General features: G+C 61.8%; 21 protein-coding genes. 11 read left to right on the forward strand and 10 right to left on the reverse strand.

Translation table 11 applies throughout. From position 1 onward, the window contains the following. The first annotated feature begins 3 nt into the window (after positions 1-3). Positions 4-1,074, forward strand: a complete 1,071-nt coding sequence (locus FDT80_RS09415; RefSeq protein WP_138662029.1) for a flagellar basal body P-ring protein FlgI — start codon at positions 4-6, stop codon at positions 1,072-1,074. A 21-nt stretch (positions 1,075-1,095) separates the two neighbouring features. Here FDT80_RS09415 and FDT80_RS09420 read toward each other — a convergent pair whose 3' ends face one another. The 5 genes from FDT80_RS09420 to fliF form a co-directional block, all read right to left on the reverse strand. After that, positions 1,096-2,340 carry a polysaccharide biosynthesis protein gene (locus FDT80_RS09420; protein ID WP_138662030.1) on the reverse strand — a complete coding sequence of 415 codons (1,245 nt, stop codon included), beginning with the start codon at positions 2,338-2,340 and terminating at the stop codon, positions 1,096-1,098. 194 nt (positions 2,341-2,534) lie between these two features. Then, the gene (gene fliP, locus FDT80_RS09425; protein ID WP_425472005.1) at positions 2,535-3,230 is read right to left on the reverse strand and encodes a flagellar type III secretion system pore protein FliP; all 696 of its coding nucleotides are present in this window, start codon (positions 3,228-3,230) and stop codon (positions 2,535-2,537) included. 44 nt (positions 3,231-3,274) lie between these two features. Next, a complete protein-coding gene (locus FDT80_RS09430; RefSeq protein WP_138662032.1) occupies positions 3,275-3,568 on the reverse strand; it encodes a FliM/FliN family flagellar motor switch protein in 294 nt (97 codons plus the stop codon). Next, positions 3,561-4,163, reverse strand: coding sequence for a FliH/SctL family protein (locus FDT80_RS09435; RefSeq protein WP_138662033.1), 603 nt, complete (start codon positions 4,161-4,163; stop codon positions 3,561-3,563). Before FDT80_RS09435 ends, FDT80_RS09430 begins: the two co-directional genes overlap by 8 nt. Then, the gene (gene fliF, locus FDT80_RS09440) at positions 4,160-5,800 is read right to left on the reverse strand and encodes a flagellar basal-body MS-ring/collar protein FliF (RefSeq protein ID WP_138662034.1); all 1,641 of its coding nucleotides are present in this window, start codon (positions 5,798-5,800) and stop codon (positions 4,160-4,162) included. The genes FDT80_RS09435 and fliF overlap by 4 nt, the downstream gene beginning before the upstream one ends. A gap of 122 nt (positions 5,801-5,922) precedes the next feature. Here fliF and FDT80_RS09445 point away from each other — a divergent pair, with 122 nt between their 5' ends. The 10 genes from FDT80_RS09445 to FDT80_RS09490 all read left to right on the forward strand — a co-directional run bounded on the left by FDT80_RS09445 (position 5,923) and on the right by FDT80_RS09490 (position 15,886). After that, positions 5,923-6,420: a flagellar basal body-associated FliL family protein gene (locus FDT80_RS09445; protein WP_138662035.1), complete on the forward strand. Its 498-nt coding sequence runs from the start codon at positions 5,923-5,925 to the stop codon at positions 6,418-6,420. A gap of 9 nt (positions 6,421-6,429) precedes the next feature. After that, positions 6,430-6,825, forward strand: a complete 396-nt coding sequence (locus tag FDT80_RS09450) for a hypothetical protein (RefSeq protein WP_138662036.1) — start codon at positions 6,430-6,432, stop codon at positions 6,823-6,825. Beyond that, a complete protein-coding gene (locus FDT80_RS09455) occupies positions 6,825-7,421 on the forward strand; it encodes a MotE family protein (RefSeq protein WP_138662037.1) in 597 nt (198 codons plus the stop codon). The genes FDT80_RS09450 and FDT80_RS09455 overlap by 1 nt, the downstream gene beginning before the upstream one ends. Before the next feature lie 69 nt (positions 7,422-7,490). Further along, positions 7,491-8,360: a flagellar motor stator protein MotA gene (motA, locus tag FDT80_RS09460; protein WP_138662038.1), complete on the forward strand. Its 870-nt coding sequence runs from the start codon at positions 7,491-7,493 to the stop codon at positions 8,358-8,360. Positions 8,361-8,380: 20 nt separating this feature from the next. Continuing rightward, entirely contained in the window at positions 8,381-10,675 is a 2,295-nt protein-coding gene (locus tag FDT80_RS09465) for a hypothetical protein (protein ID WP_138662039.1), read from the forward strand. 282 nt (positions 10,676-10,957) lie between these two features. Then, positions 10,958-11,536 carry a transglycosylase SLT domain-containing protein gene (locus FDT80_RS09470; RefSeq protein WP_246039917.1) on the forward strand — a complete coding sequence of 193 codons (579 nt, stop codon included), beginning with the start codon at positions 10,958-10,960 and terminating at the stop codon, positions 11,534-11,536. A gap of 3 nt (positions 11,537-11,539) precedes the next feature. Beyond that, the gene (flhA, locus tag FDT80_RS09475) at positions 11,540-13,624 is read left to right on the forward strand and encodes a flagellar biosynthesis protein FlhA (protein WP_138662041.1); all 2,085 of its coding nucleotides are present in this window, start codon (positions 11,540-11,542) and stop codon (positions 13,622-13,624) included. After that, positions 13,621-14,391 (forward strand): flagellar biosynthetic protein FliR, encoded by a 771-nt coding sequence (locus FDT80_RS09480; RefSeq protein WP_138662042.1) that lies wholly within the window; start codon positions 13,621-13,623, stop codon positions 14,389-14,391. Before flhA ends, FDT80_RS09480 begins: the two co-directional genes overlap by 4 nt. Beyond that, positions 14,388-15,473 (forward strand): flagellar type III secretion system protein FlhB, encoded by a 1,086-nt coding sequence (gene flhB / locus FDT80_RS09485; protein ID WP_138662043.1) that lies wholly within the window; start codon positions 14,388-14,390, stop codon positions 15,471-15,473. Before FDT80_RS09480 ends, flhB begins: the two co-directional genes overlap by 4 nt. Next, positions 15,470-15,886, forward strand: coding sequence for a hypothetical protein (locus tag FDT80_RS09490; protein WP_138662044.1), 417 nt, complete (start codon positions 15,470-15,472; stop codon positions 15,884-15,886). Before flhB ends, FDT80_RS09490 begins: the two co-directional genes overlap by 4 nt. On the opposite strand, the gene FDT80_RS09495 is transcribed toward FDT80_RS09490, so the two are convergent. Genes FDT80_RS09495 through FDT80_RS09515 form a run of 5 tightly spaced genes read right to left on the reverse strand, consistent with a single transcriptional unit; the run spans position 15,880 to position 19,092 of the window. Then, the gene (locus FDT80_RS09495; RefSeq protein ID WP_170311837.1) at positions 15,880-16,389 is read right to left on the reverse strand and encodes a flagellar basal body-associated FliL family protein; all 510 of its coding nucleotides are present in this window, start codon (positions 16,387-16,389) and stop codon (positions 15,880-15,882) included. The genes FDT80_RS09490 and FDT80_RS09495 overlap by 7 nt on opposite strands. Before the next feature lie 12 nt (positions 16,390-16,401). Further along, positions 16,402-17,133 carry a flagellar basal body L-ring protein FlgH gene (gene flgH / locus FDT80_RS09500; RefSeq protein WP_138662045.1) on the reverse strand — a complete coding sequence of 244 codons (732 nt, stop codon included), beginning with the start codon at positions 17,131-17,133 and terminating at the stop codon, positions 16,402-16,404. Between the two features lie 10 nt (positions 17,134-17,143). After that, on the reverse strand, positions 17,144-17,563 hold the full coding sequence (gene flgA / locus FDT80_RS09505; protein ID WP_138662046.1) for a flagellar basal body P-ring formation chaperone FlgA: 420 nt from the start codon (positions 17,561-17,563) through the stop codon (positions 17,144-17,146). Continuing rightward, positions 17,563-18,348: a flagellar basal-body rod protein FlgG gene (flgG, locus tag FDT80_RS09510; protein WP_138662047.1), complete on the reverse strand. Its 786-nt coding sequence runs from the start codon at positions 18,346-18,348 to the stop codon at positions 17,563-17,565. The genes flgA and flgG overlap by 1 nt, the downstream gene beginning before the upstream one ends. Before the next feature lie 30 nt (positions 18,349-18,378). Continuing rightward, complete coding sequence (locus FDT80_RS09515) at positions 18,379-19,092, reverse strand: flagellar hook-basal body complex protein (protein ID WP_138662048.1); 714 nt, start codon at positions 19,090-19,092, stop codon at positions 18,379-18,381. Position 19,093: the final 1 nt, after the last annotated feature.

Here is a 19,093-nt window from a genome sequence, read left to right on the forward strand (position 1 = left end):
GTGATGTTGTCGGTTTTGGCGGCACATGCAGGCCCGGTTCGGATAAAGGATCTGGTCGATTTCGACGGTGTGCGCGGCAATGACCTTGTCGGCTATGGCCTGGTGGTGGGTCTGAACGGGACCGGCGACGGGCTGCGCAACGCTCCCTTCACCGAAGAAATCATGTCGAACATCCTTGAGAGGTTGGGCGTCAACGTGACGGGCGAACAGTTCCGCCCCAAGAATGTCGCGGCGGTATTCGTGACCGCCGTGTTGCCACCGTTCGCCCGTGCGGGCGGACAGATCGATGTGACCGTCTCGGCGATAGGAGACGCCAAAAGCCTGTTGGGCGGGACGCTGATCATGACGCCGATGAACGCGGCCGACGGCGACATCTATGCGGTGGCGCAGGGCACGATCATCGCGGGCGGTGCCGTCGCCGAGGGCGATGGCGCGACGGTCGTCCAGGGCGTTCCGACGGCCGGCGTCATACCGTCCGGCGCGCGTGTCGAGCGGGAAATCGCATTTGATCTGTCCACGCTCAGCAATCTGCGGCTGGCGTTGCGAGATGCGGATTTCACCACCGCCGTCCGGATCGAGCAAGCCATAAATGGCGATTTCGGCAGGCAGGTTGCGGTCATGTTGGATTCCGGCACCGTTCAGCTTGACGTCCCGCGCACGCGCATGGCGTCTGTAGCGCATGCCCTGGGCCGGATCGAAAACATCGAGGTCGAGCCAGAGCGCAAAGCGCGCGTTGTGGTGGATCAACGCTCGGGAACGATCGTGATGAGCGAGGATGTGCGCATCTCGCGTGTTGCCGTATCGCAAGGCAACCTGACGCTTCGAATTCAGGAAGCCCCGATCGCGGTGCAGCCCAATCCATTTGCCGCAGGCGAAACCGTGGTCGTGCCCCGCACGCAGGTGGCCATTCAGGAAGAACCAGGTATCGGCCTTGCGGATGTGCCGGATGGCACGTCACTGTCGCAGGTCATTGTCGGCCTCAACGCCCTGGGCGTGTCGCCGCGCGACATGATCGATATCCTCAAGAGCATCAAGGCCGCCGGTGCGCTGCATGCCGAATTTGTCGTCCGCTAGGGTCGGCCGGGCTCCGCAGTTCTACAACATCTTCAGGCGGCGATGCATGAGTGCGGTCAATCCGGGCCAGATTCGGTGGACAAGTGCAAGATACGCCGCCGCAGCGGCACAATGCCCCGCACGGACACCAGCATAAAGCATCGCGACATCCGGCGCGGTGCCGGGATCGCACAGAACGACGGTTCCGATCATGACCGGAACGCAGGACCAATCCAACAGATGCCGCAAGAATGCAGACCGTGTTGCAATCAGCAACAGATCGGTTGCGCCGAAAATCGCCGGCATTTCGGCGGCCAAAACCAGCCAAGCCATGACCGTGGGGTCGAACGGAACGGTCCCCGGCAGGGCCTTGGCGACGATCGGTGCGATTGCCAGAACCCCCAAGACAGACGCACCACCGATCAACAGGATTCCCAAGTTGACCCGTGCGGCGGCTGACACGAACCTGGCGGTCGATGATCCGGTATAGAGTGCGGCCAGCCCCGGCCCCATCGCACCACGGATCGCCGTGTTGACCAGATCGACAGGCGACACCAATGCACGGGCGATCAGATACGCAGCCGCCTCTGTGCCCGGCAGGATCCAGCCCAGCACAAGAATGTCGGAACCCCGGAACACCGCACCGCCCGCCGCGATCAATGTCAGGCGTCTTTGAGGGTTCACCGACGGGTCCGATGATTTGCCCATCGCTGGAAGAAGTGTCCAAAGGGCAAAGGACAGCGCAAAGAGCGTCGCAAGAAGATGCAGCCCCAGAAAGCTGCGCAGATCCAGGCGACCGAGCTGTTCGGCCCCCAAAACAGCGCAGAAAACGAGGAGAATCGGCAGCGGGCCGTTCATCATCAGCGCGCGCGCCTTGAACCCGGTTCCGGCTACTCCGGCGCTGGCAATTCGGATCAGACCCAACGCCAACCCAAGACCAAGAACCACGACCGCGGCAGGCGCGTTGTCGCGCAACACAAGCGAAGGCATCCACCATGCGAACCCAAGCAGCCCCGCCGACAAGACGCCCCAGCATACCACGACTTCGCCCAAGCCGACGACACAGGCCGACCGCCCTGCTGACGCGGAAACCGAAAACCGGTAAATAATCCAAGGCGCCCATCCGTTGGAGCAGACGCGGGCAAGCAGGGATGCAGCGGCCAGGGCATACAGCATCTGACCCAGGCCGTGGTGCGACAGGTTTTGGGCCAGTACCGCGACATAGCCGATCCAAGCGCAGATCGTGATGCATCGCGCCGCCGTGTTCAAAATGACGACACGGGTCATCGCTGCGTCGCGGTCACACGGCGTCGAACGCCTTGTATCCTCTGCCCCAGCACGCGCCGAAAAGGTATCACTCCGCAAAACCCCCGAATGATGTTCGGATACGGGAGTGACACACAAGGCTTTGCAAGCGCGTTAAGGCAAGACCCGCAAGTGTCTCGCATTTTGCTCAACCAGGCAGAGGTCTTGCGGCGACGCTAGAAGTAGCTGCGCACCAGGCTGCCCGCGATCAGGCTCCACCCGTCGGCCACAACGAAAAAAGCGAGTTTGAACGGGAGCGATACGATGGCAGGCGGCACCATCATCATCCCCATCGACATCAGGACCGCCGCGACAACCAGGTCGATGATCAAGAACGGCAGGAACACCAAAAAGCCGATTTGGAAGGCGCGCGAGATTTCTGACAGAAGGAAACTGGGTATCAGAACCGACAGCGGGGCATCGCGCCCGGGTGTCAGAGCGGCGGTGTCGGGGCGCAGTTCGGCCATGGCCAGAAACGTGTCGGGATCCAGCCGGGCCGCCATGAAGCCGCGAAACGGATCGAGCGTGCGCTGAAACGCGGTTTCGACATCGATCTGGTCATTCGTGAGCGGTTCGATGCCGTTGGTCCAGGCGGCGGTAAACACCGGTTCCATCACGAAATAGGTCAGAAACAACGCCAGGCTGACGATGAGCATATTCGGCGGCGATTGCTGCAGTCCGATCGCCTGTCGCAAGATCGACAAAACCGTCACAAGAAACGGAAAACAGGTCACCATGATGGCAAGCCCCGGCGCAAGGCTGAGGACTGTGATGAGCGCGAAAAGCTGGATCGTGCGCGCGGAAATCGAGCCGTCATCGCCGAAAGAGATCGAAAAATCCTGCGCCTGGGCCGTTAGCGGCAGCAAAAACAGCGCTGTCGCCAATCCGGCAGCGCAACACCAGAAACGATATCTCGTCACAGGGGGCTATGCAGATCAACGACTTCGATCAGCCGGACGGTCAGTTTCTGGTTTTCTCCGTCCTCCGCCTCTTCCAAGAGGCCCCGCGCGATCAGGCGATCCCCGACATAGAGGTCCACGGGATCATCCACGCGCTTGTCCAGGGAAAGAACCGCGTTTTCGCCCATGGCGACCAGATCGCGCACCAGCGGATAGGCCTTGCCGACCGAGACCGTGATTTCGATCGGAACGGAGGTGAACGGATTGGTCGGGTCGGCGGCATCGGGCCGTGCGGTCTGGGTGTCATCCATTTGAATGCTCCTGTTCGACATGATGGAAATAGGCGGTCATTGCGTTGGAAACGTCCGTGATCAGGGCGTCGAGGTTTATGTCCCGCTCCGCTGGTCCGACCTGAATTCTGGCCTGTCCGGACGCGAGCGTGGCATCGGTGGTCAGCGACAGGACATCGGGCAGCGCGGGGGTGATCAGGGCCGCGACGATGTCATGGCTTTCCGGCGCGACCCTGATGATGACGCCGGCGTCGGCATGGCATTGGATCAGCGGCCCCACCTGTTCGAGAATTTGGCCACCCAGCCCATGCCGCGCGACGGCAGGAAGCAGTTTGCCCACGATCTGTTGCATCAGCGGCCGGAGATTGAGCACGACGTCTGCCACCGCGTCCCGGTAGGTAAATGCCATGTCCTGAAGGTTTTGGGCCAGCTCGGCGCTCAGGCTCATCCGATCATCTGCCTGCGCCTGCACGGCATCGGCCTGCCCCGCGCTGTAGCCTGCGTCATAAGCCTCGCGCAGATGATTCTGCAGCGGACCGTCTTCATCGACTTTTGTCTGTTCATCGCCCGGAGCGTCTCTGCCGAAATCTGGGAATCTATGCGAGAGGGTCATCATGCTGGTTCTTCTTTGTCTTCAAGCCAGCCGCGTAGAATTTCGACCGTTTCTTCCTGCCGGTCGTCGATCAGGCTGCGCAACCGCGCCACGGGATCGCCCGCGGCCCCCCCCATCATCGGCAGGTCGGGCAAAGCGTCGGAAGCGTCGCCAAAGCTTGACACCATTGGCAGATCGGGAAGGTCGAAGGCGCCGGTCGTCACCTCGCCCGTCAACGCGTCCGAACTGCCGAATTGCGCACCGGTTTCATCGTCGGGTGGCGATAGGGTGAGAGCCGCCGCTCCGGGTGCGGCAGCCGTCGGACGCGACAGCAACGGGCGCACCACGAAAAGCCCGAGGATGAGTGTGACCAAGGCCAGGACCGCCATTTGAATTGCCGACATCAGGTCAATATCAAGCCCCTGCAGCAGCGTTGTATTCGCGACGGTGCCTATCGGCGCCACGCTTTGCAAAGCCATCGACTTGATCGTGATCACATCGCCGCGTGTTTCGTCGAATCCGACGGCAGAGGCCACCAATTCCCGAAGCGCGTCGATTTCCGCGTCTTCCCGGGGCGTCTGTATCGTTTCGCCAGATGCATCCGTGCTCACCTGGTCGTTGACCAGGACCGCAACCGTCAGTCGCTTGATCGCGCCCGGCGCGCGGACAACCTCGCGCTCGGTCTCCGACACTTCGTAGTTCACACGTTCACGCGTTTCGCTGTTTTGCGAGGAGTCCCCTCCGCCACCCTCGCCGTTTTCGGTATCGGGAAGGTTGGACGCGACCGTGACGTCGCCGCCGCCGGAGCCCTTGGAGGTGTTCGTCGTCTCTTCTGTGTCGGTGCTGATCGCCACGCGGCCATCGGGGTCAAAAATCCGCTCGCGGATGGCTTCGCTTTCGGTGACGGTGTCCACACTGACTTCGACGATTGCATTGCCGAAACCCACGCGCGCCTCCAGCATCCGCTCCACCCGGTCGCGCAGGACCTGCGCCTTGTCGTCACCGCCGATGGCGGGAACGACGTCATCGCCATTCCCCAGCAGCGCGCCGGTGGCATCGATCACCGCAACATCGTCGGCGGCAAGCCCCGCCACGGCCGAGGCGACCAGAAAGCGCACGGCCTTGGCTTGGGCCGGGCTGATGGTGCCGCCGTTGGGCGTTAGCGACACGGAGGCCTTCGGGGTCACACCCCGCTGAAACGGATTGGACCCGGTGCTGGCAATATGGACGCGGGCCATGGCGATATGCGGGCTGGACACGATGGTACGGGCCAACTCGCCTTCTTTCGCGCGCCAGTAGGCCGCATCGAACATCTGCGACGTGGTGCCGAATCCCGACAGCGTATCGAGCAACTCATACCCGCGATTGGAATTGGCAGGCAGTCCCTCGCTCGCCAGGGTCATGCGCAACTCGTCACGCGCCTTTGCGTCCACCAAGATCGATCCGCCACGCACCTCGAATAATGCGCCTCTTTGTTCGAGGGCGCGCACGACATCGCCGGCGGCCCCGTTTTCGAGGCCTGCGTAGAGCAGGGTCATCGACGGCGCGGTCGCCATTCGCGACATTGCCAGAATGGCAAAGAACATCGCACCCGTGGCCGCGATGACGATGATCTGGCGGCGCAGATCGAGCCCGGTCCAGACATTCAGTAATTGCTGCACAATCGCCTCCGTCAATCCGGGCGTTCTGCCCGGCGATGGCATCAGGAATGACCGAACTGGCTTAACAATCGGTTAGTGCAATCGGGTCTATATCAAGTTTCACAACCAGGATTGGGACCCAAATGTCAGATCAGGACGATCCAGAGACTGAAACGAACGATGCACCGCGCAAGACATCCAAATTGCCTTTGCTTATTGGGCTTGTTCTGGGGATGGCGGGTGGTGGCGCGGGGTTCTACGCCACGTGGTCGGGGATGATTCTTGCCCCCGAATCGGACAGTCACGCCGATACTGAGAATGACGTTATCGGCGACACGCCCGATATCGCGTTTGTCGCGGTGGATCCGCTGACGATCTCTCTGGCGGGTTCCGATAACGCCCAGTATTTGCGGTTTCGGGCAGAGCTTGAAGTGCCCAGCGCGCATCAAAGCCACGTCGAATTGCTGCTGCCACGCGTCGTCGATGTGCTCAACGGCTATTTGCGTGCCCTTGAAGTGGCCGATCTCGAAGATCCCTCCGCCCTGATCCGATTGCGCGCGCAAATGCTGCGCCGGGTGCAGGTCGTGGCGGGCCCGGGGCGGGTCAACGACCTGCTCGTGATGGAATTTGTACTGAACTGAGAGGGTAAGATGGACATTATCGCTGATATTCTGCTGGTTGCAGGTGCGTTGGGGGCCGGTTTGTACTGTCTGGTCCTGGGCCGCAGGCTGAACCGGTTCAACGATCTTGAAAAGGGCGTGGGTGGCGCGGTTGCCGTGCTGTCGGCACAGGTGGATGATCTGACGAAAACCCTTTCGGCAGCTCAGGCGACAGCCGCCGCTTCCGCCAAAAGCCTGACTGAATTGACACGGCGCGCCGAGGACATGTCGCGTCGGCTCGAGCTTCAGATGGCGTCGCTGCACGATATCCCGGACCGGCCGATGGCGGCCCCCCCGAAAGCGGAGAGCAAGGCACCAGCCCCGCCCCCGCTGCAAGACGCGGCCGGGCCGATGTTCACCCGGCACCGCACCGCGGGAGCAGCGTGATGGGCAAGGCATCGAAAACACGTCGTCGCAGATCCGGACGCGGGACAGTGCTGTTGATCGCGGCGCTTTTGATGGGGTCGGCGGCGCTCCGGGTGGGTGCTGGCGCTGGCCCCGCTTTTGCAAAAGACGCTTTGCTGCCCGCGCAAACGGATATGGATATGGCAACGGCCGCATCGCCGTCGTCGCCCGGTGACATGCAGGCGATGCTGCAAGCCTTTCAACAACGCGAAGCGCGTATCCTAGAGCGCGAAAAAAGAATGGAAATAAGGCTCAAGGCTCTGTCGGTCGCCGATCAGGAAATCGAGAAACGCCTGGCCAGCCTGCAATCCGCCGAAGCCGCCCTGCGTGCAACGCTCGCTTTGGCCGACAGCGCCGCGGAAGATGATCTGGCGCGTTTGACGACGGTGTACGAAAGCATGAAACCCAAGGACGCGGCGGCCTTGTTCGAAGCGATGGAGCCGGAGTTCGCTGCCGGTTTTCTGGGCCGGATGCGCGCCGATGCCGCCGCCGGCATCATGGCCGGATTATCCCCGACTTCCGCCTATACGATCAGCGTCATCCTGGCGGGCCGAAACGCAAATGTTCCAAAAGGCTGATCCGCAAAGAGGCTTTCTTAACTTCGATTTGCCAAGGTCGGCGCAACAGAAGTCATGCCGGGGGCAACCATGATCGGAATCGTTGGAATTATCACAATATTCGTCATGGTGTTCGGCGGATACCTGGCCGCCGGCGGCAAGATGGGGATCATTCTCAAGTCTCTGCCGTTCGAATTCACCATGATCGGTGGCGCGGCGGCCGGGGCTTTCCTGATCAGCAACGACATGGCCGCGATCAAGCACACCCTCAAGGACGTGGGTCGCGTCTTCAAAGGCCCCAAGTGGAAGCACGAAGACTATCGCGACCTTTTGTGTCTGCTGTTCGAATTGATACGGCTTGCCCGTCAGAACCCGGTCGCGATCGAAGAACACATCGAAGCGCCCGAGGAGTCTCCGATTTTTTCGAAATATGGAAAGATCCTGACCGACAAGGAAGCCATCGCCCTGATCTGCGACACGATGCGATCCGCCTCAATGAACTATGACGACCCGCATCAGGTCGAAGAGGTTCTGGAAAAGCGGATGGACGCAAACATGCAGCATGCCATGCATTCGAGCCATGCCCTGCAAACCGTGGCAGATGGTCTGCCTGCCTTGGGAATCGTGGCCGCCGTTCTTGGGGTGATCAAGACAATGGCCTCGATCGATCAGCCACCGGAAGTTCTGGGAAAACTGATCGGCGGCGCGTTGGTGGGAACGTTTCTGGGCGTGTTCCTGGCCTACGGACTGGTCGGTCCCTTCGCCGCCAAGGTCAAAACCGTTACCGAAGAAGATGCTCATTTCTACCAGTTGATCCGTGAGGTTCTGGTCGCCAACCTGCACAATCATGCGACCAACATCTGCATCGAAGTGGGTCGCCAGAACACGCCGTCTCATTGTCGGCCCAGCTTTTCCGAGCTGGAAGACGCGCTCAAAGCGGTCAAGCAGGGTGCGGCGTGATGCTGAGACGAATTGCGGCGATGATCGGGCTTTGCATCGCGACGTCGGGCGTGGCCGCACCGGCGGTTGTGCGGACAGGCGAGCATGACAGTTTCACCCGCGTGGTTGTCAATCTTCCTGACGGGGCCACGTGGCAGATGTCTGGCGAAGGTGTCACACGGGTTGTCACCCTGACAGGTCACTCTGACGGGTTTGATATTGGCGGCGTATTCCGCCGCATTCCCCAGACGCGGGTTTCAGATATTCGCGCGGGTCGCGATACCATCACGGTGTCGCTGGCGTGCGCCTGCGGGGTGAACAGTTTCTTGATCGACCGCATGCTGATTCTGGATGTGACGGATGCACCCGTTGTCGCGCAAGCGTCCCTGCAACCTGAACCGTCCGCCCCGGTCCCTGGTCCGCGTCAGCCCGTGATAACCTTTCACTACGGCGACCTCATTTGGGATCGAAGGCTCCCCCCCAAGCCCAGCGTGCAGTTCCCCTCTCAGCCGTCGGGATCGCAAGCGCACCCAGAAAAACCCGGTGTCCGCGAAGCGACGGGAGACCGGTTGAATGCTGTCCCAGTGTTGACTGCTCCCGACGACGCGGGAACACGACTGCTTCGGGCCACGCGCGACCAGTTGATCCGCAGCGTTGGCCGGGCCACGACCCAAGGCCTCCTGTCTCCGCAAACACCTGATCTGGAAATGGACCCCTTGCCGCGCAATGATGTGGATCTGCCGGATCTGCCGGTCCTGCAGGCACTGGCCGTCACCCCCGAGACCTCGGGAAACATCCGGATCACCAACAGCATGGAAAGGACAACGCGCACGGGCGACGGATATCCGGATCAGTTGACGCAGCTTGGTCAAACCTGTCCGCCTCCGGATAGTCTGAAAGTCGAGGATTGGGCGAAAAGCACGTCTTTCAACGTGGAAATCAGTGCTGCGCGCCAGATGCTTTTTGGCGAATTCGATCGCCTGGACCAGGACGCCGCCGTTGCGCTGGCCCGTCTCTATCTCCATTTCGGTTTTGGCGCCGAGGCGCGCCAGACGCTCGGTCTGGCGCCTGACCTCGCCTTGTTGCATCCGATGTTGATGGATCTCGCCGAAATATTCGAACTGGGCCATTCTTTGCGTCAGACCGGCGTGGCGCGCTTTACCGACTGCCCGTCCGAGATCGCGCTTTGGGCGGTCCTCGCATGGCAGGCTGTTCCGGATCACCAGATGATCGACGGCGGCGCGGCGTTGCGCGCCTTGACTGCGCTGCCTTTGCACCTGCGCAGGGAACTTGCACCGGAGTTGAGCCGCCGTTTCCTTGCAAGCGGTCTCACTCATGAGGCCGCGGCTGCCTTGCGCAATATCGAACGCTTGCCGGAACCGCTCAAGCCAAACGCCACGCTGGCCAAATCCGAACTGGAAATGCAGGCGGGCAGCATGCCCAAAGCCGAGGCGCTGCTGTCGGATGTTGCCGGGAAAAACGCACTACAGTCGCCACAGGCCCTGATCCAGCTGGTGGATCGGCGATTGGCCGCTGGGCAGGCAATCTCGGTCGAGACGACAACCCTTGTCGCAGCTTATGCGCAGGAATTGCGCGACGGCCCGATCGCGCCCGCACTGCGCCGCGCCCTGGTGCTGGCACTTGCGCAATCGGACCAGTTTACCAAGGCGTTCGACGCCCTGCGCGCACACACACTGCAGGACGGGGACCAGAACCATGACACCCTTACCTCGGAGGTTTTGTCGCAGGTGACGCGGCGGGCGGACGATATTTCCTTTCTCGATCATGTGTTCGCGCAGGCAAACGACCGACCGGAGCGATTGTCGCCCGACACCCTGCTTGAAATGTCTGCCCGGCTGGTCAGTCTCGGCTTTGCCGCACAAGCGGATCCGTTGATCGCAGCGGTCCCTGCTGCGCCGCTGTCGCCCGAGCGACAGGTCATCGGGGCCAGGATCGCTTTGGCAATGGATCAACCCAGGCGCGCGCTTGCGGCCCTTGCCCAGATGGATGGCCCTGAGGCGGACGCCCTGCGCGCCGAAGCATTGCTTCTCGCCGGTGACACGGCGCAGGCCGCCGCGGTGTATCAAGCGGCCAACGACCCCGACGCCGCCCGCGACGCAGCGTGGTTATCGGAAGGCTGGCAGGATCTGATGGACGCGGACACCCCGGTTTTCGGAGCGGTGGCAACCTTGGCGCAGGAACCTGCAAACCCGATCGACGTCGCCGACGGCATGTTGTCAAAGTCCTCGGCCGCTCTTGAAAACAGTGTCGCGGCCCGTGCCGCGCTGGATAATCTGTTGACGAGCCTGCAGATTCCAGCCGCGGACCAACCATAGCGGACCGGTCCAAAAGTCCCGGTCGTCCCGTCGCTTGGTTACACAAAATAAACTTTGTCCCGTTACCAGTGAAGAACCGCAGAACGCGGTCCGGAGAGGGCTACGATGTCGCTGAGTACAGGACGATCCATTTGGGCACGGTTGACCTGTTGTCTTGCATTCGTCCTCGGCCTGAATTGGCCCTTAGCGGTTTATCCCGCCACGGCGGCAACCGACCCCGCCGCGATCTGCGATGATGCCGCGCAGCGGGCATCGCGCGAATCGGGCGTTCCACTGACCGTCTTGCGCGCGATCACCCGAACGGAAACCGGGCGACGGCATCATGGCAAGCTGCAGCCGTGGGCCTGGACCGTCAACATGGAAGGAACGGGTGTCTGGTTCGATGATGAATTTGCCGCGCGTGCTTATGTCTTCAAACATTTCAAACGCGGCGCGCGCAGTTTCGACATCGGCTGCTTCCAGATAAACTACAAATGGCATAGCCAGGCCTTCGCCTCGATCGAAGAGATGTTCGATCCGATCCCAAATGCCCGCTACGCGGCAAAATTCCTGACCACCCTTTATGACGAACTGGGCGACTGGTCCAAGGCAGCGGGCGCTTACCATTCGCGGACCGAGAAATACGCGCAGACGTACATCGCGCGGTTTGATGCAATTCGCGCGGCACTTCCGAAGGGAGATACGCATCGGCCCGAGCAAGTTGAACCGGCCCGACAAGGGCGCGATCGGAACGGGCCGGCCAACTCCTTCCCGCTTTTGCGGCGGCAGAACACCTTGCCGCGCATGGGGTCGCTCGTGCCGCTGGGATCAACCGGTCAAGGCAGTCTGTTGTCACGGTCCGGCAGCGGATTGGGCGGGTAGGCCATGCAAAACCTGTCTTTCAAAGCCATGTTCAGCCCGACGATCATGCTTGCCATCGCCTTGATGGCAGTGATCGTCATGATGATATTGCCGGTGCCTGCATGGATTCTCGATACCGGGCTGGCCGCGTCGTTTGCGCTGGCGATTCTCATCTTCACCGTCACGCTGTTTATCGAGCGGCCACTCGATTTCTCGGCCTTTCCCACGATCCTTCTTGCCTCGCTGATGCTCCGCCTGTCGCTGAATGTGTCATCGACCAAGCTGATCATCGGTCAGGGCCACACCGGCACGGGCGCAGCCGGTGACGTGATCGAAGGCTTTGCCCAGTTCGTGATGGGCGGCTCCGTTTTTCTGGGCCTGGTCGTGTTCGGCGTGCTTTTGATCGTCAATTTCATGGTGATCAACAAGGGTGCCACCCGCATGGCAGAAGTCGGCGCGCGCTTTGCCTTGGATGCGATGCCGGGCAAGCAGATGGCGATCGACAGCGACATTGCGGCCGGCGCGATCACACATGAGCAGGCCCGCGAGCGCCGCGAGAGGGAGCAACAGGAAACGACCTTTTTCGGATCCCTCGACGGGGCGTCGAAATTCGTCAAGGGCGACGCGATTGCGGGGTTGTTGATCACGCTTCTCAACCTCGTGGCGGGGCTGGTCATGGGAGTTGCCGTTCACGGAATGCCGATGGGCGACGCGTTTGAAACCTATGCCATCTTGACGGTGGGCGATGGATTGGTGTCGCAGATCCCCGCCGTTGTCATTTCGATTGCATCCGCCCTGCTGCTGGCGCGCGGCGGTGCACAGGGGGCTACCGATCTTGCGGTATTCAGCCAGTTGGGCAAACACCCGTCGGCCCTTGCCACCGTGGCGGTGCTGATGGTGTTGTTCGCCTTGTTCCCGGGTCTGCCCGCCGTTCCCTTTCTGGCCGGCGCGGCGATCCTGGGCGGTGCGGCATACCTCATGCACGGCAAGGCCCGCACGACAGACACAAGCGACAGCGGCGATGAGGTCGATTTGATACTGCCCAAGGAAAAGCCCCTGGGCGATATTCTTGAGTTGGACGACATTCACGTCGAGTTTTCCCCAGACCTCGTAAACATGGTGCTTGATCCGGGCACCGGTCTGGACGCCCGGATTGCAAATATGCGAACGCATGTGGCGTCCGTCTTTGGTCTGATCCTCCCCGAAATCCGGCTGACCGATCATCCGGGTCTAGCCATGGGCACCTATGTGATCCGCATTCAGGGGGTGGAGCAGGCCCGCGCGCAGCTGAACCCCGATCAAATTCTGGCACTTCTGCCTGAGACAGAGACACAGATGCCGGGTGGCATGGACACAACCGAGCCGGTCTACGGCGCGCCGGCACGGTGGATCAACAGCCGCGATCAGGAACAGGCCGCGTTGAGCGGGATCACCCTGGTGACGCCTACGGAAATCCTCGCCACGCATCTTCTGGAAACGGTCAAACGCAACTTCAGCCGCCTTCTGACCTTGAAATCTTTGCGGCGATTGTTGGCGGAGATGGTGAATATATCGAACCCCGTCCGGGCAGAGGCAAACCGGAAACTTCTGGATGAAATGATACCCGACAAGGTGCCGATCGATGTGTTGCACAGCGTGCTGCGGCTTTTGCTGGATGAGCAGGTGTCGATCAGGAATCTGCCGCTGATCCTCGAAGCGACCGCCGAAGCGCGCGGTCTGAATGCACAATCCGAAGCTATCTGCGAACACGTCCGTCAACGCCTGGGATTTCAGTTGGTTGCGGAAATGCGCCGTCCCGACGGGACGCTGCCGTTGATCCAACTGGCACCGGAATGGGAGGACACGTTCGCATCCTATCAGGTCGAGGCGGATCGTGGCCTGGACATCGCGTTGCCGCCGGACATCTTCAACCAGCTGGCAGACAACATGTCAGCCAAGCTTCAGGATGCCAGCCGGAACGGCATATTCGCGGCGATCGTCACGAACACAAGACGTCGGCGGTTCCTGCGCACAGTGATGCGGGCCAAGGGGATCAGCAATCCGGTGCTGTCATTCGAGGAAATCGGAATAGATGCCCGACCGTCGCTTGTTGGCGTCGTCGCGGCATGACGCCACTGGCGGACCTGACGACGCTGGCGCAGGATGCGCTCTGGCACGGGTTCGCGGTATTCCTGCGCGTCACCGCCATGGTTGCCTTGCTTCCCGCGTTTGGCGAAACGTCGGTGCCCGCCCGGATCAAGCTGATCGTAGCGCTCGGGTTCACCCTGATCGTGGCACCGGCGGTCGCCGCGACCCCGGGGCCGAACGGATCGGCGGCGTTGCCGATCATGGTTCTGACGGAAACGCTTGCCGGGCTTGCACTGGGCCTAGGGGTGCGATTGTTCATTCTGGCGCTGCAGACCGCGGGCGCGATTGCCGCTCAATCCACGTCGCTGTCTCAACTTCTGGGCGGCGCCGCGGTGGAGCCGTTGCCGGCCATCGGATACGTGCTAATCGTCGGCGGGCTTGCGCTTGCGGTGATGACCGGCCTGCACATCAAGGCGGCGGCACTTTTGATCCTGTCCTACGATCTGTTGCCGCAGGGGCGCTTCGTCAATGCCTCGGTTCTGTCGGAATGGGGTCTGAACCAGGTGCGCGTCGCATTTTCGCTGGCGTTTACGCTGGCGGCGCCCTTTGTCATCCTCTCGGTCCTGTACAATTTGGCACTGGGCGCCATCAACAAGGCGATGCCGCAACTGATGGTGGCGTTTGTCGGCGCCCCGGTCATCACCGCGGGCGGGTTGTTGTTGCTGTGCCTGTCGGCACCGATGATACTGTCCGTCTGGCTTGGCGCGCTTGACAGCTTTCTGGCCAACCCGTTCGGGCCGCAGCCATGAGCGCGCCGGACGACGATACCGACAAGCCGTTCGAGGCGACGCCGCACAAACTTCAGGAAGCGCGCAAGAAAGGCGAGATCGCGAAATCCAATGACCTGCTGACGGCCGCCGGATATGCGGGATTGCTTATCGCGTTCCTGCTGAGCGGAGCGCATGGCCTGACCGCGCTCGGAACCGCATTGATGGTGATGATCGACCGCTCGTCGGAGCTTGCTCCCCTGTTTTTCAATGGTGCCGCAGGGGCGCCTGTCGGCGGATTGATGCGCGCGGCGGCCGGGTCGCTTTTTCCGATTTTCGCCGTTCCGGCGCTGGCTGTCATGCTGGCGTTGATCGCACAGAGGGGGCTGGTCTTTGCCCCGTCGAAGCTGCGCCCAAAGGCGTCGCGCATTTCAATTCTGTCCAATGCAAAAAACAAGTTCGGACGCAGTGGCCTGTTCGAGTTCTTCAAAAGCTTCGCCAAGCTGTGCATCTACTCCGCCTGCCTGGCCGCCTTTATCAACGCGCGTCTGGGCGAGATGGTGGCGGTGCTGAATTCGGAGCCGCGCATCGCCATTGCCTTGCTGACGGAGGTCTGCCTTGCCTTCCTGTTCGTCGTTGTCATCGTGTCCGGTGCCATCGGTGGGATCGACGCGATTTGGCAGCATTTCGAGCATTTGCGGAAAAACCGCATGTCACGCAAGGAGATCATGGACGAGACCAAGGATGCCGAAGGCGACCCGCAGATCAAGCAAGAACGGCGCCAACGCGCGATGGCAAAGGTCAATTCACAAATGATGGCAGACGTTCCAAAGGCCGATGTCGTCATCGTGAACCCCACCCACTACGCCGTTGCCCTGACGTGGAGCCGCGCCCCGGGCGAGGCACCGGTTTGCGTTGCCAAGGGTGTCGACGAGATCGCGCATCGTATCCGCGACCTTGCGAGTGAGGCGGGCGTGCCGATCCACAGCGACCCCCCAACTGCGCGCGCATTGCACGCGACCACGGACATCGGCCAAGAGATCGCGCCGGACCACTATCAAGCGGTCGCCGCGGCCATCCGCTTTGCCGAGGCAATGCGTCAACGGGCAAAGGGGCGGGGATGACGCATCGCGGCAATCTGGATGCATTGCGACGCGTCAGCCACGCACGGTATCTGCAAACGCAACTGGCGTTCCAGACACTGGTCGCCGAGGAAAACCGTCTCAGGTCCGAACTGGCCAGATTGGACGCGCAATTGCGCGGCTCGCGCACGGAGGATGCCACGGAAATGCGCGCGATCGGTGCCGACGTCATCTGGCAGGCTTGGGTCGGCCGCGCCAAAACCGAGTTGAACCTTAGCCTTGCACGTGTGCTTGCGCAAAAGGAACACCATCTGCGTCAGGTGCGGCGGGCGTACGGCAAGACGCTTGTCACCGAGGGGCTGGTTGCCGAGGAGAAAGCACTACGCTCCAGGAAAATGGCCCGAACCAATTTGGAACGGGCCATCGAAACCGCAGTGATCAACCAGCGTCAATAATCCTGGCGCGCGATTTCCGTTATCAAAACGTCATTGACCAGCCCCTGCCCCATCGTCTTTTGCGCCGCCTCGCGCAACGCGCCGCGCAGGATATCAAGCGTGCCGGCGTTCGTGAACGCACCCTCGAAACCGCCGATATTGGCGTGATCGAACAGGACTTGCAGAAACACATCGCGCAACTTTGGTTCGCGCAGGTAAATCGCATCGCTTTGGCCGGCCTGCGCTTCGATGCTCAAGGACATCACGACCAGCGCCGCCACCTTTTCATCCTGCACGACAGGTACGACGAACTGGTTGTTCATCTTCACGTATTCGTACCCTTCCGGCGGGGTTTCCTCATCCGGCGACGGATCGCGTTGGGCAACCGTGGTGGCGGCATCTTCGCTGTTCTGCACAGCCTCGACCGCGTCAGGCACGGGGTCGGGACGCAGAAAGATACCGGCACCGACCCCAGCGCCGGACCCCAGAAAGACAAGCACGACAGGCAACATTTTTCCGATCATGGACTCTTCTCCTCAGAATGGCAGCACGGCATCGAGCACCTGCTGGCCGATGCGGGGTTGTTGCACATCGGTGATCTGGCCACGCCCTCCATAAGACACCCTTGCCTGGGCGATCTTGTCATAGGTAATTTCATTCTGGCGCGAGATGTCCTCAGGCCGGACATAGCCCGTGACCAGCAGTTCGCGCATTTCGAAATTCACCCGCAGTTCCTGCGAGCCGGCGATGGACAGAACGCCATTGGGAAGGACCTGGACAATGGTCGCGGCGACCCGCAGGGTCAGCTTTTCCTTGCGTTTGACCGATCCGTCGCCCGACGCGCTGCTGGTCGAATTGATCGACACCGCATCGGCAGAGGACGCCCCTTCGGGCAGCTTTTCGTCCAGACGCTGCGGCAGCCCGAAAAGTTGCGGCACACCGAGGCTTTCCGATCCTGACCGCGACCGGTCCGTGGCGTTGGAAATCTCGGCCTTTTCATCGATCTCTATCACGACCGTCAGGATGTCGCCCTGCTGAACGGCGCGCCGATCCCCCAAAAGCGACTGCCGCGTCCCCGACCACAGCGATGCCCGATCGACGGCCCGTTGCTCTTCGATGCGAATGGGCAAGCCCGGCGACATCATCGCGGTGTGTTCAGTCGTCGTCATGGGCGAGGAAAAGGTCGGCGGCTTGCCAAGATGATCGATCCGCGCACAGCCAGAGGCGAATGCGAGACCGGTCAGCCCCAAGAGGAAAAAACGCTTCATGTGAGTGTCCTTATTGAAAAATCTGCACGCTGCCATCGGGCTTGACCTGGCCGAACAGCGTGTTGCGCGATGTGAGGTTCATCACCCGGATCCGATCCCCCAGACCACCGCGCTCCAGCGCGCGGCCCTCGGTGACGATGCTCAGGCCACCGCCCTGATACCGCAGGATGACAATTTGATTGCGGTCGACCAGCGCCGGCGGGCCGATATCGTCCACACGGATCGGACGCCCGGCATAGAGCACGCGGCGCGCCTCTTGACCCGCGACATCGCGCAGCCGCGAAAACCCATTTGCCGTATCCCCCGGCACAAGCCCCAGATCGATTTCGGTGATGATGGCGGCGGCGCGGATCGTGCGCGCGGGCACCACGGTATCGGCCAGTGCAACGCCGCCCAGACACACGGCGACTAGGATTGCGACACAGCGCATCACCGCACCTGCGTCGTGGCGGCCATCATCTGGTCCGCCGCCGAAATCACCTTGGCGTTCATCTCGTACCCGCGCTGCGCCTCGATCAACTCGGTCACTTCGCGCACGGCATCGACCGAGCTGTCCTCAAGATAGCCTTGCCGCAATGTGCCAAGCCCGTCTTCGCCGGGGGTCGCGACCAACGCGGGACCAGAGGCCTCGGTTTCGGAGAAGAGGTTGCTGCCTAGCGCCTCCAGCCCCTTGGCATTGGTGAACCCGGCCAAGGTGAATTGCCCCAGAAGCTGCGCCTCGGCGGCATCCACGAAATAGGCATAGACCTCTCCCGCGGCATTGATCGACAGGCTGCGCACATCGGCGGGGATCACGATTTCGGGCGCGACCGCGTAGCCGTCGGAGGTGACGATCAGCCCGTCGCCAGTGCGTTTGAGAGCGCCATCGCGGGTATAGGCCGACTGGCCCGACGGCAGCGTGACCTCAAGATAGCCCTTGCCGTCGATGGCGACGTCCAGGTCCGCCCCGGTGGCCGACAAGGACCCCTGCGCAAGATGCATCGACACCGCCGCCGGGCGCACGCCGAGGCCAAGTTGAACCCCCGTTGGCAATACCGTGCCGTCGTTGGCGTTGACCGTGCCCGCGCGGGTCTTTTGTTGATAATGCAGGTCGGCGAACTCGGCCCGACGCGCGTTGTAACCGGTCGTGCTCATGTTGGCGAGGTTGTTCGATATCGTCTCGACCCGCATTTGCTGGGCGCTCATTCCGGTGGCAGCGATTTTCAGGGCGCGCATGGGGCACCTCCTTTGGCAATGGGGCGGGGGTTACTGGCTCAACGCCTTCAGGGCCTGACGCACCCGCTCATCTTCGGTTTCGAGAAAGCTTTGGCCCATTTCATAGGCACGCTGCACTTCGATCATGCGCGCGATCTGGCCAATGGCGTTGACGTTCGAATTTTCGACCGAACCCTGGAGAACGCGTGCGATCTCCGAAGGCTCGTAGCCGGCGTCGGAGCGAAACATCACGCCATCTTCGCGGACCAGGTCGCCGGGAATGATCGGCTCCACCAGGCCCAGTTGACCCAGGGGCGTACCGCCGCTGCTGATCGTGCCGTCAGAGGAGACCGACAGGTCGGTCGCGCCCGGCGGCACGAACACCGGTGCGCCGCCTGCATCCAGCACCCGATATCCATCATAGGTAACGAGATCGCCGTTGGCGCTGGGCGAAAAGGCACCCGCGCGCGTCAAGCGCGGACCGCCGGGCGTCTCCACCAGGAAGAATGCGTCGCCCTCGATCGCGAAGTCGAAGGTGCCGCCGGTCTGGGTCAGCGCGCCCTGATCGAAGGCGGTATTGCGCACGTTGCCCTGTCCCATCGACAAAGATGCCCCGCCTTCGATCCGCTGGACATATTCAGAGAAGATCACGCCTTCCTGTCGGTAGCCAGTGGTCGCCGCGTTGGCGATATTATTGGCCACGACGCGCATTTCACGCATCAGGCCCGACTGTCGGGTCAGCGTTGTATAGCCTGCATTTTCCATG

The organism is Sulfitobacter sabulilitoris (genome assembly GCF_005887615.1).
GTDB classification, from domain to species: domain Bacteria; phylum Pseudomonadota; class Alphaproteobacteria; order Rhodobacterales; family Rhodobacteraceae; genus Sulfitobacter_E; species Sulfitobacter_E sabulilitoris.

What these genes read in the sequence shown, in the direction of transcription:
- FDT80_RS09490 (WP_138662044.1), top strand. Translation starts at nt 15,470, where the DNA reads ATGACGCATCGCGGCAATCTGGATGCATTGCGACGCGTCAGCCACGCA.
- motA (WP_138662038.1), top strand. Translation starts at nt 7,491, where the DNA reads ATGATCGGAATCGTTGGAATTATCACAATATTCGTCATGGTGTTCGGC.
- FDT80_RS09455 (WP_138662037.1), top strand. Translation starts at nt 6,825, where the DNA reads ATGGGCAAGGCATCGAAAACACGTCGTCGCAGATCCGGACGCGGGACA.
- flgA (WP_138662046.1), bottom strand. Translation starts at nt 17,563, where the DNA reads ATGCGCTGTGTCGCAATCCTAGTCGCCGTGTGTCTGGGCGGCGTTGCA.
- FDT80_RS09495 (WP_170311837.1), bottom strand. Translation starts at nt 16,389, where the DNA reads ATGATCGGAAAAATGTTGCCTGTCGTGCTTGTCTTTCTGGGGTCCGGC.
- FDT80_RS09515 (WP_138662048.1), bottom strand. Translation starts at nt 19,092, where the DNA reads ATGGAAAATGCAGGCTATACAACGCTGACCCGACAGTCGGGCCTGATG.
- FDT80_RS09480 (WP_138662042.1), top strand. Translation starts at nt 13,621, where the DNA reads ATGACGCCACTGGCGGACCTGACGACGCTGGCGCAGGATGCGCTCTGG.
- FDT80_RS09435 (WP_138662033.1), bottom strand. Translation starts at nt 4,163, where the DNA reads ATGATGACCCTCTCGCATAGATTCCCAGATTTCGGCAGAGACGCTCCG.
- FDT80_RS09450 (WP_138662036.1), top strand. Translation starts at nt 6,430, where the DNA reads ATGGACATTATCGCTGATATTCTGCTGGTTGCAGGTGCGTTGGGGGCC.
- FDT80_RS09465 (WP_138662039.1), top strand. Translation starts at nt 8,381, where the DNA reads ATGATCGGGCTTTGCATCGCGACGTCGGGCGTGGCCGCACCGGCGGTT.
- flgG (WP_138662047.1), bottom strand. Translation starts at nt 18,348, where the DNA reads ATGCGCGCCCTGAAAATCGCTGCCACCGGAATGAGCGCCCAGCAAATG.
- flhA (WP_138662041.1), top strand. Translation starts at nt 11,540, where the DNA reads ATGCAAAACCTGTCTTTCAAAGCCATGTTCAGCCCGACGATCATGCTT.
- FDT80_RS09430 (WP_138662032.1), bottom strand. Translation starts at nt 3,568, where the DNA reads ATGGATGACACCCAGACCGCACGGCCCGATGCCGCCGACCCGACCAAT.
- FDT80_RS09445 (WP_138662035.1), top strand. Translation starts at nt 5,923, where the DNA reads ATGTCAGATCAGGACGATCCAGAGACTGAAACGAACGATGCACCGCGC.
- FDT80_RS09420 (WP_138662030.1), bottom strand. Translation starts at nt 2,340, where the DNA reads ATGACCCGTGTCGTCATTTTGAACACGGCGGCGCGATGCATCACGATC.
- flhB (WP_138662043.1), top strand. Translation starts at nt 14,388, where the DNA reads ATGAGCGCGCCGGACGACGATACCGACAAGCCGTTCGAGGCGACGCCG.
- FDT80_RS09415 (WP_138662029.1), top strand. Translation starts at nt 4, where the DNA reads ATGTTGTCGGTTTTGGCGGCACATGCAGGCCCGGTTCGGATAAAGGAT.
- flgH (WP_138662045.1), bottom strand. Translation starts at nt 17,133, where the DNA reads ATGAAGCGTTTTTTCCTCTTGGGGCTGACCGGTCTCGCATTCGCCTCT.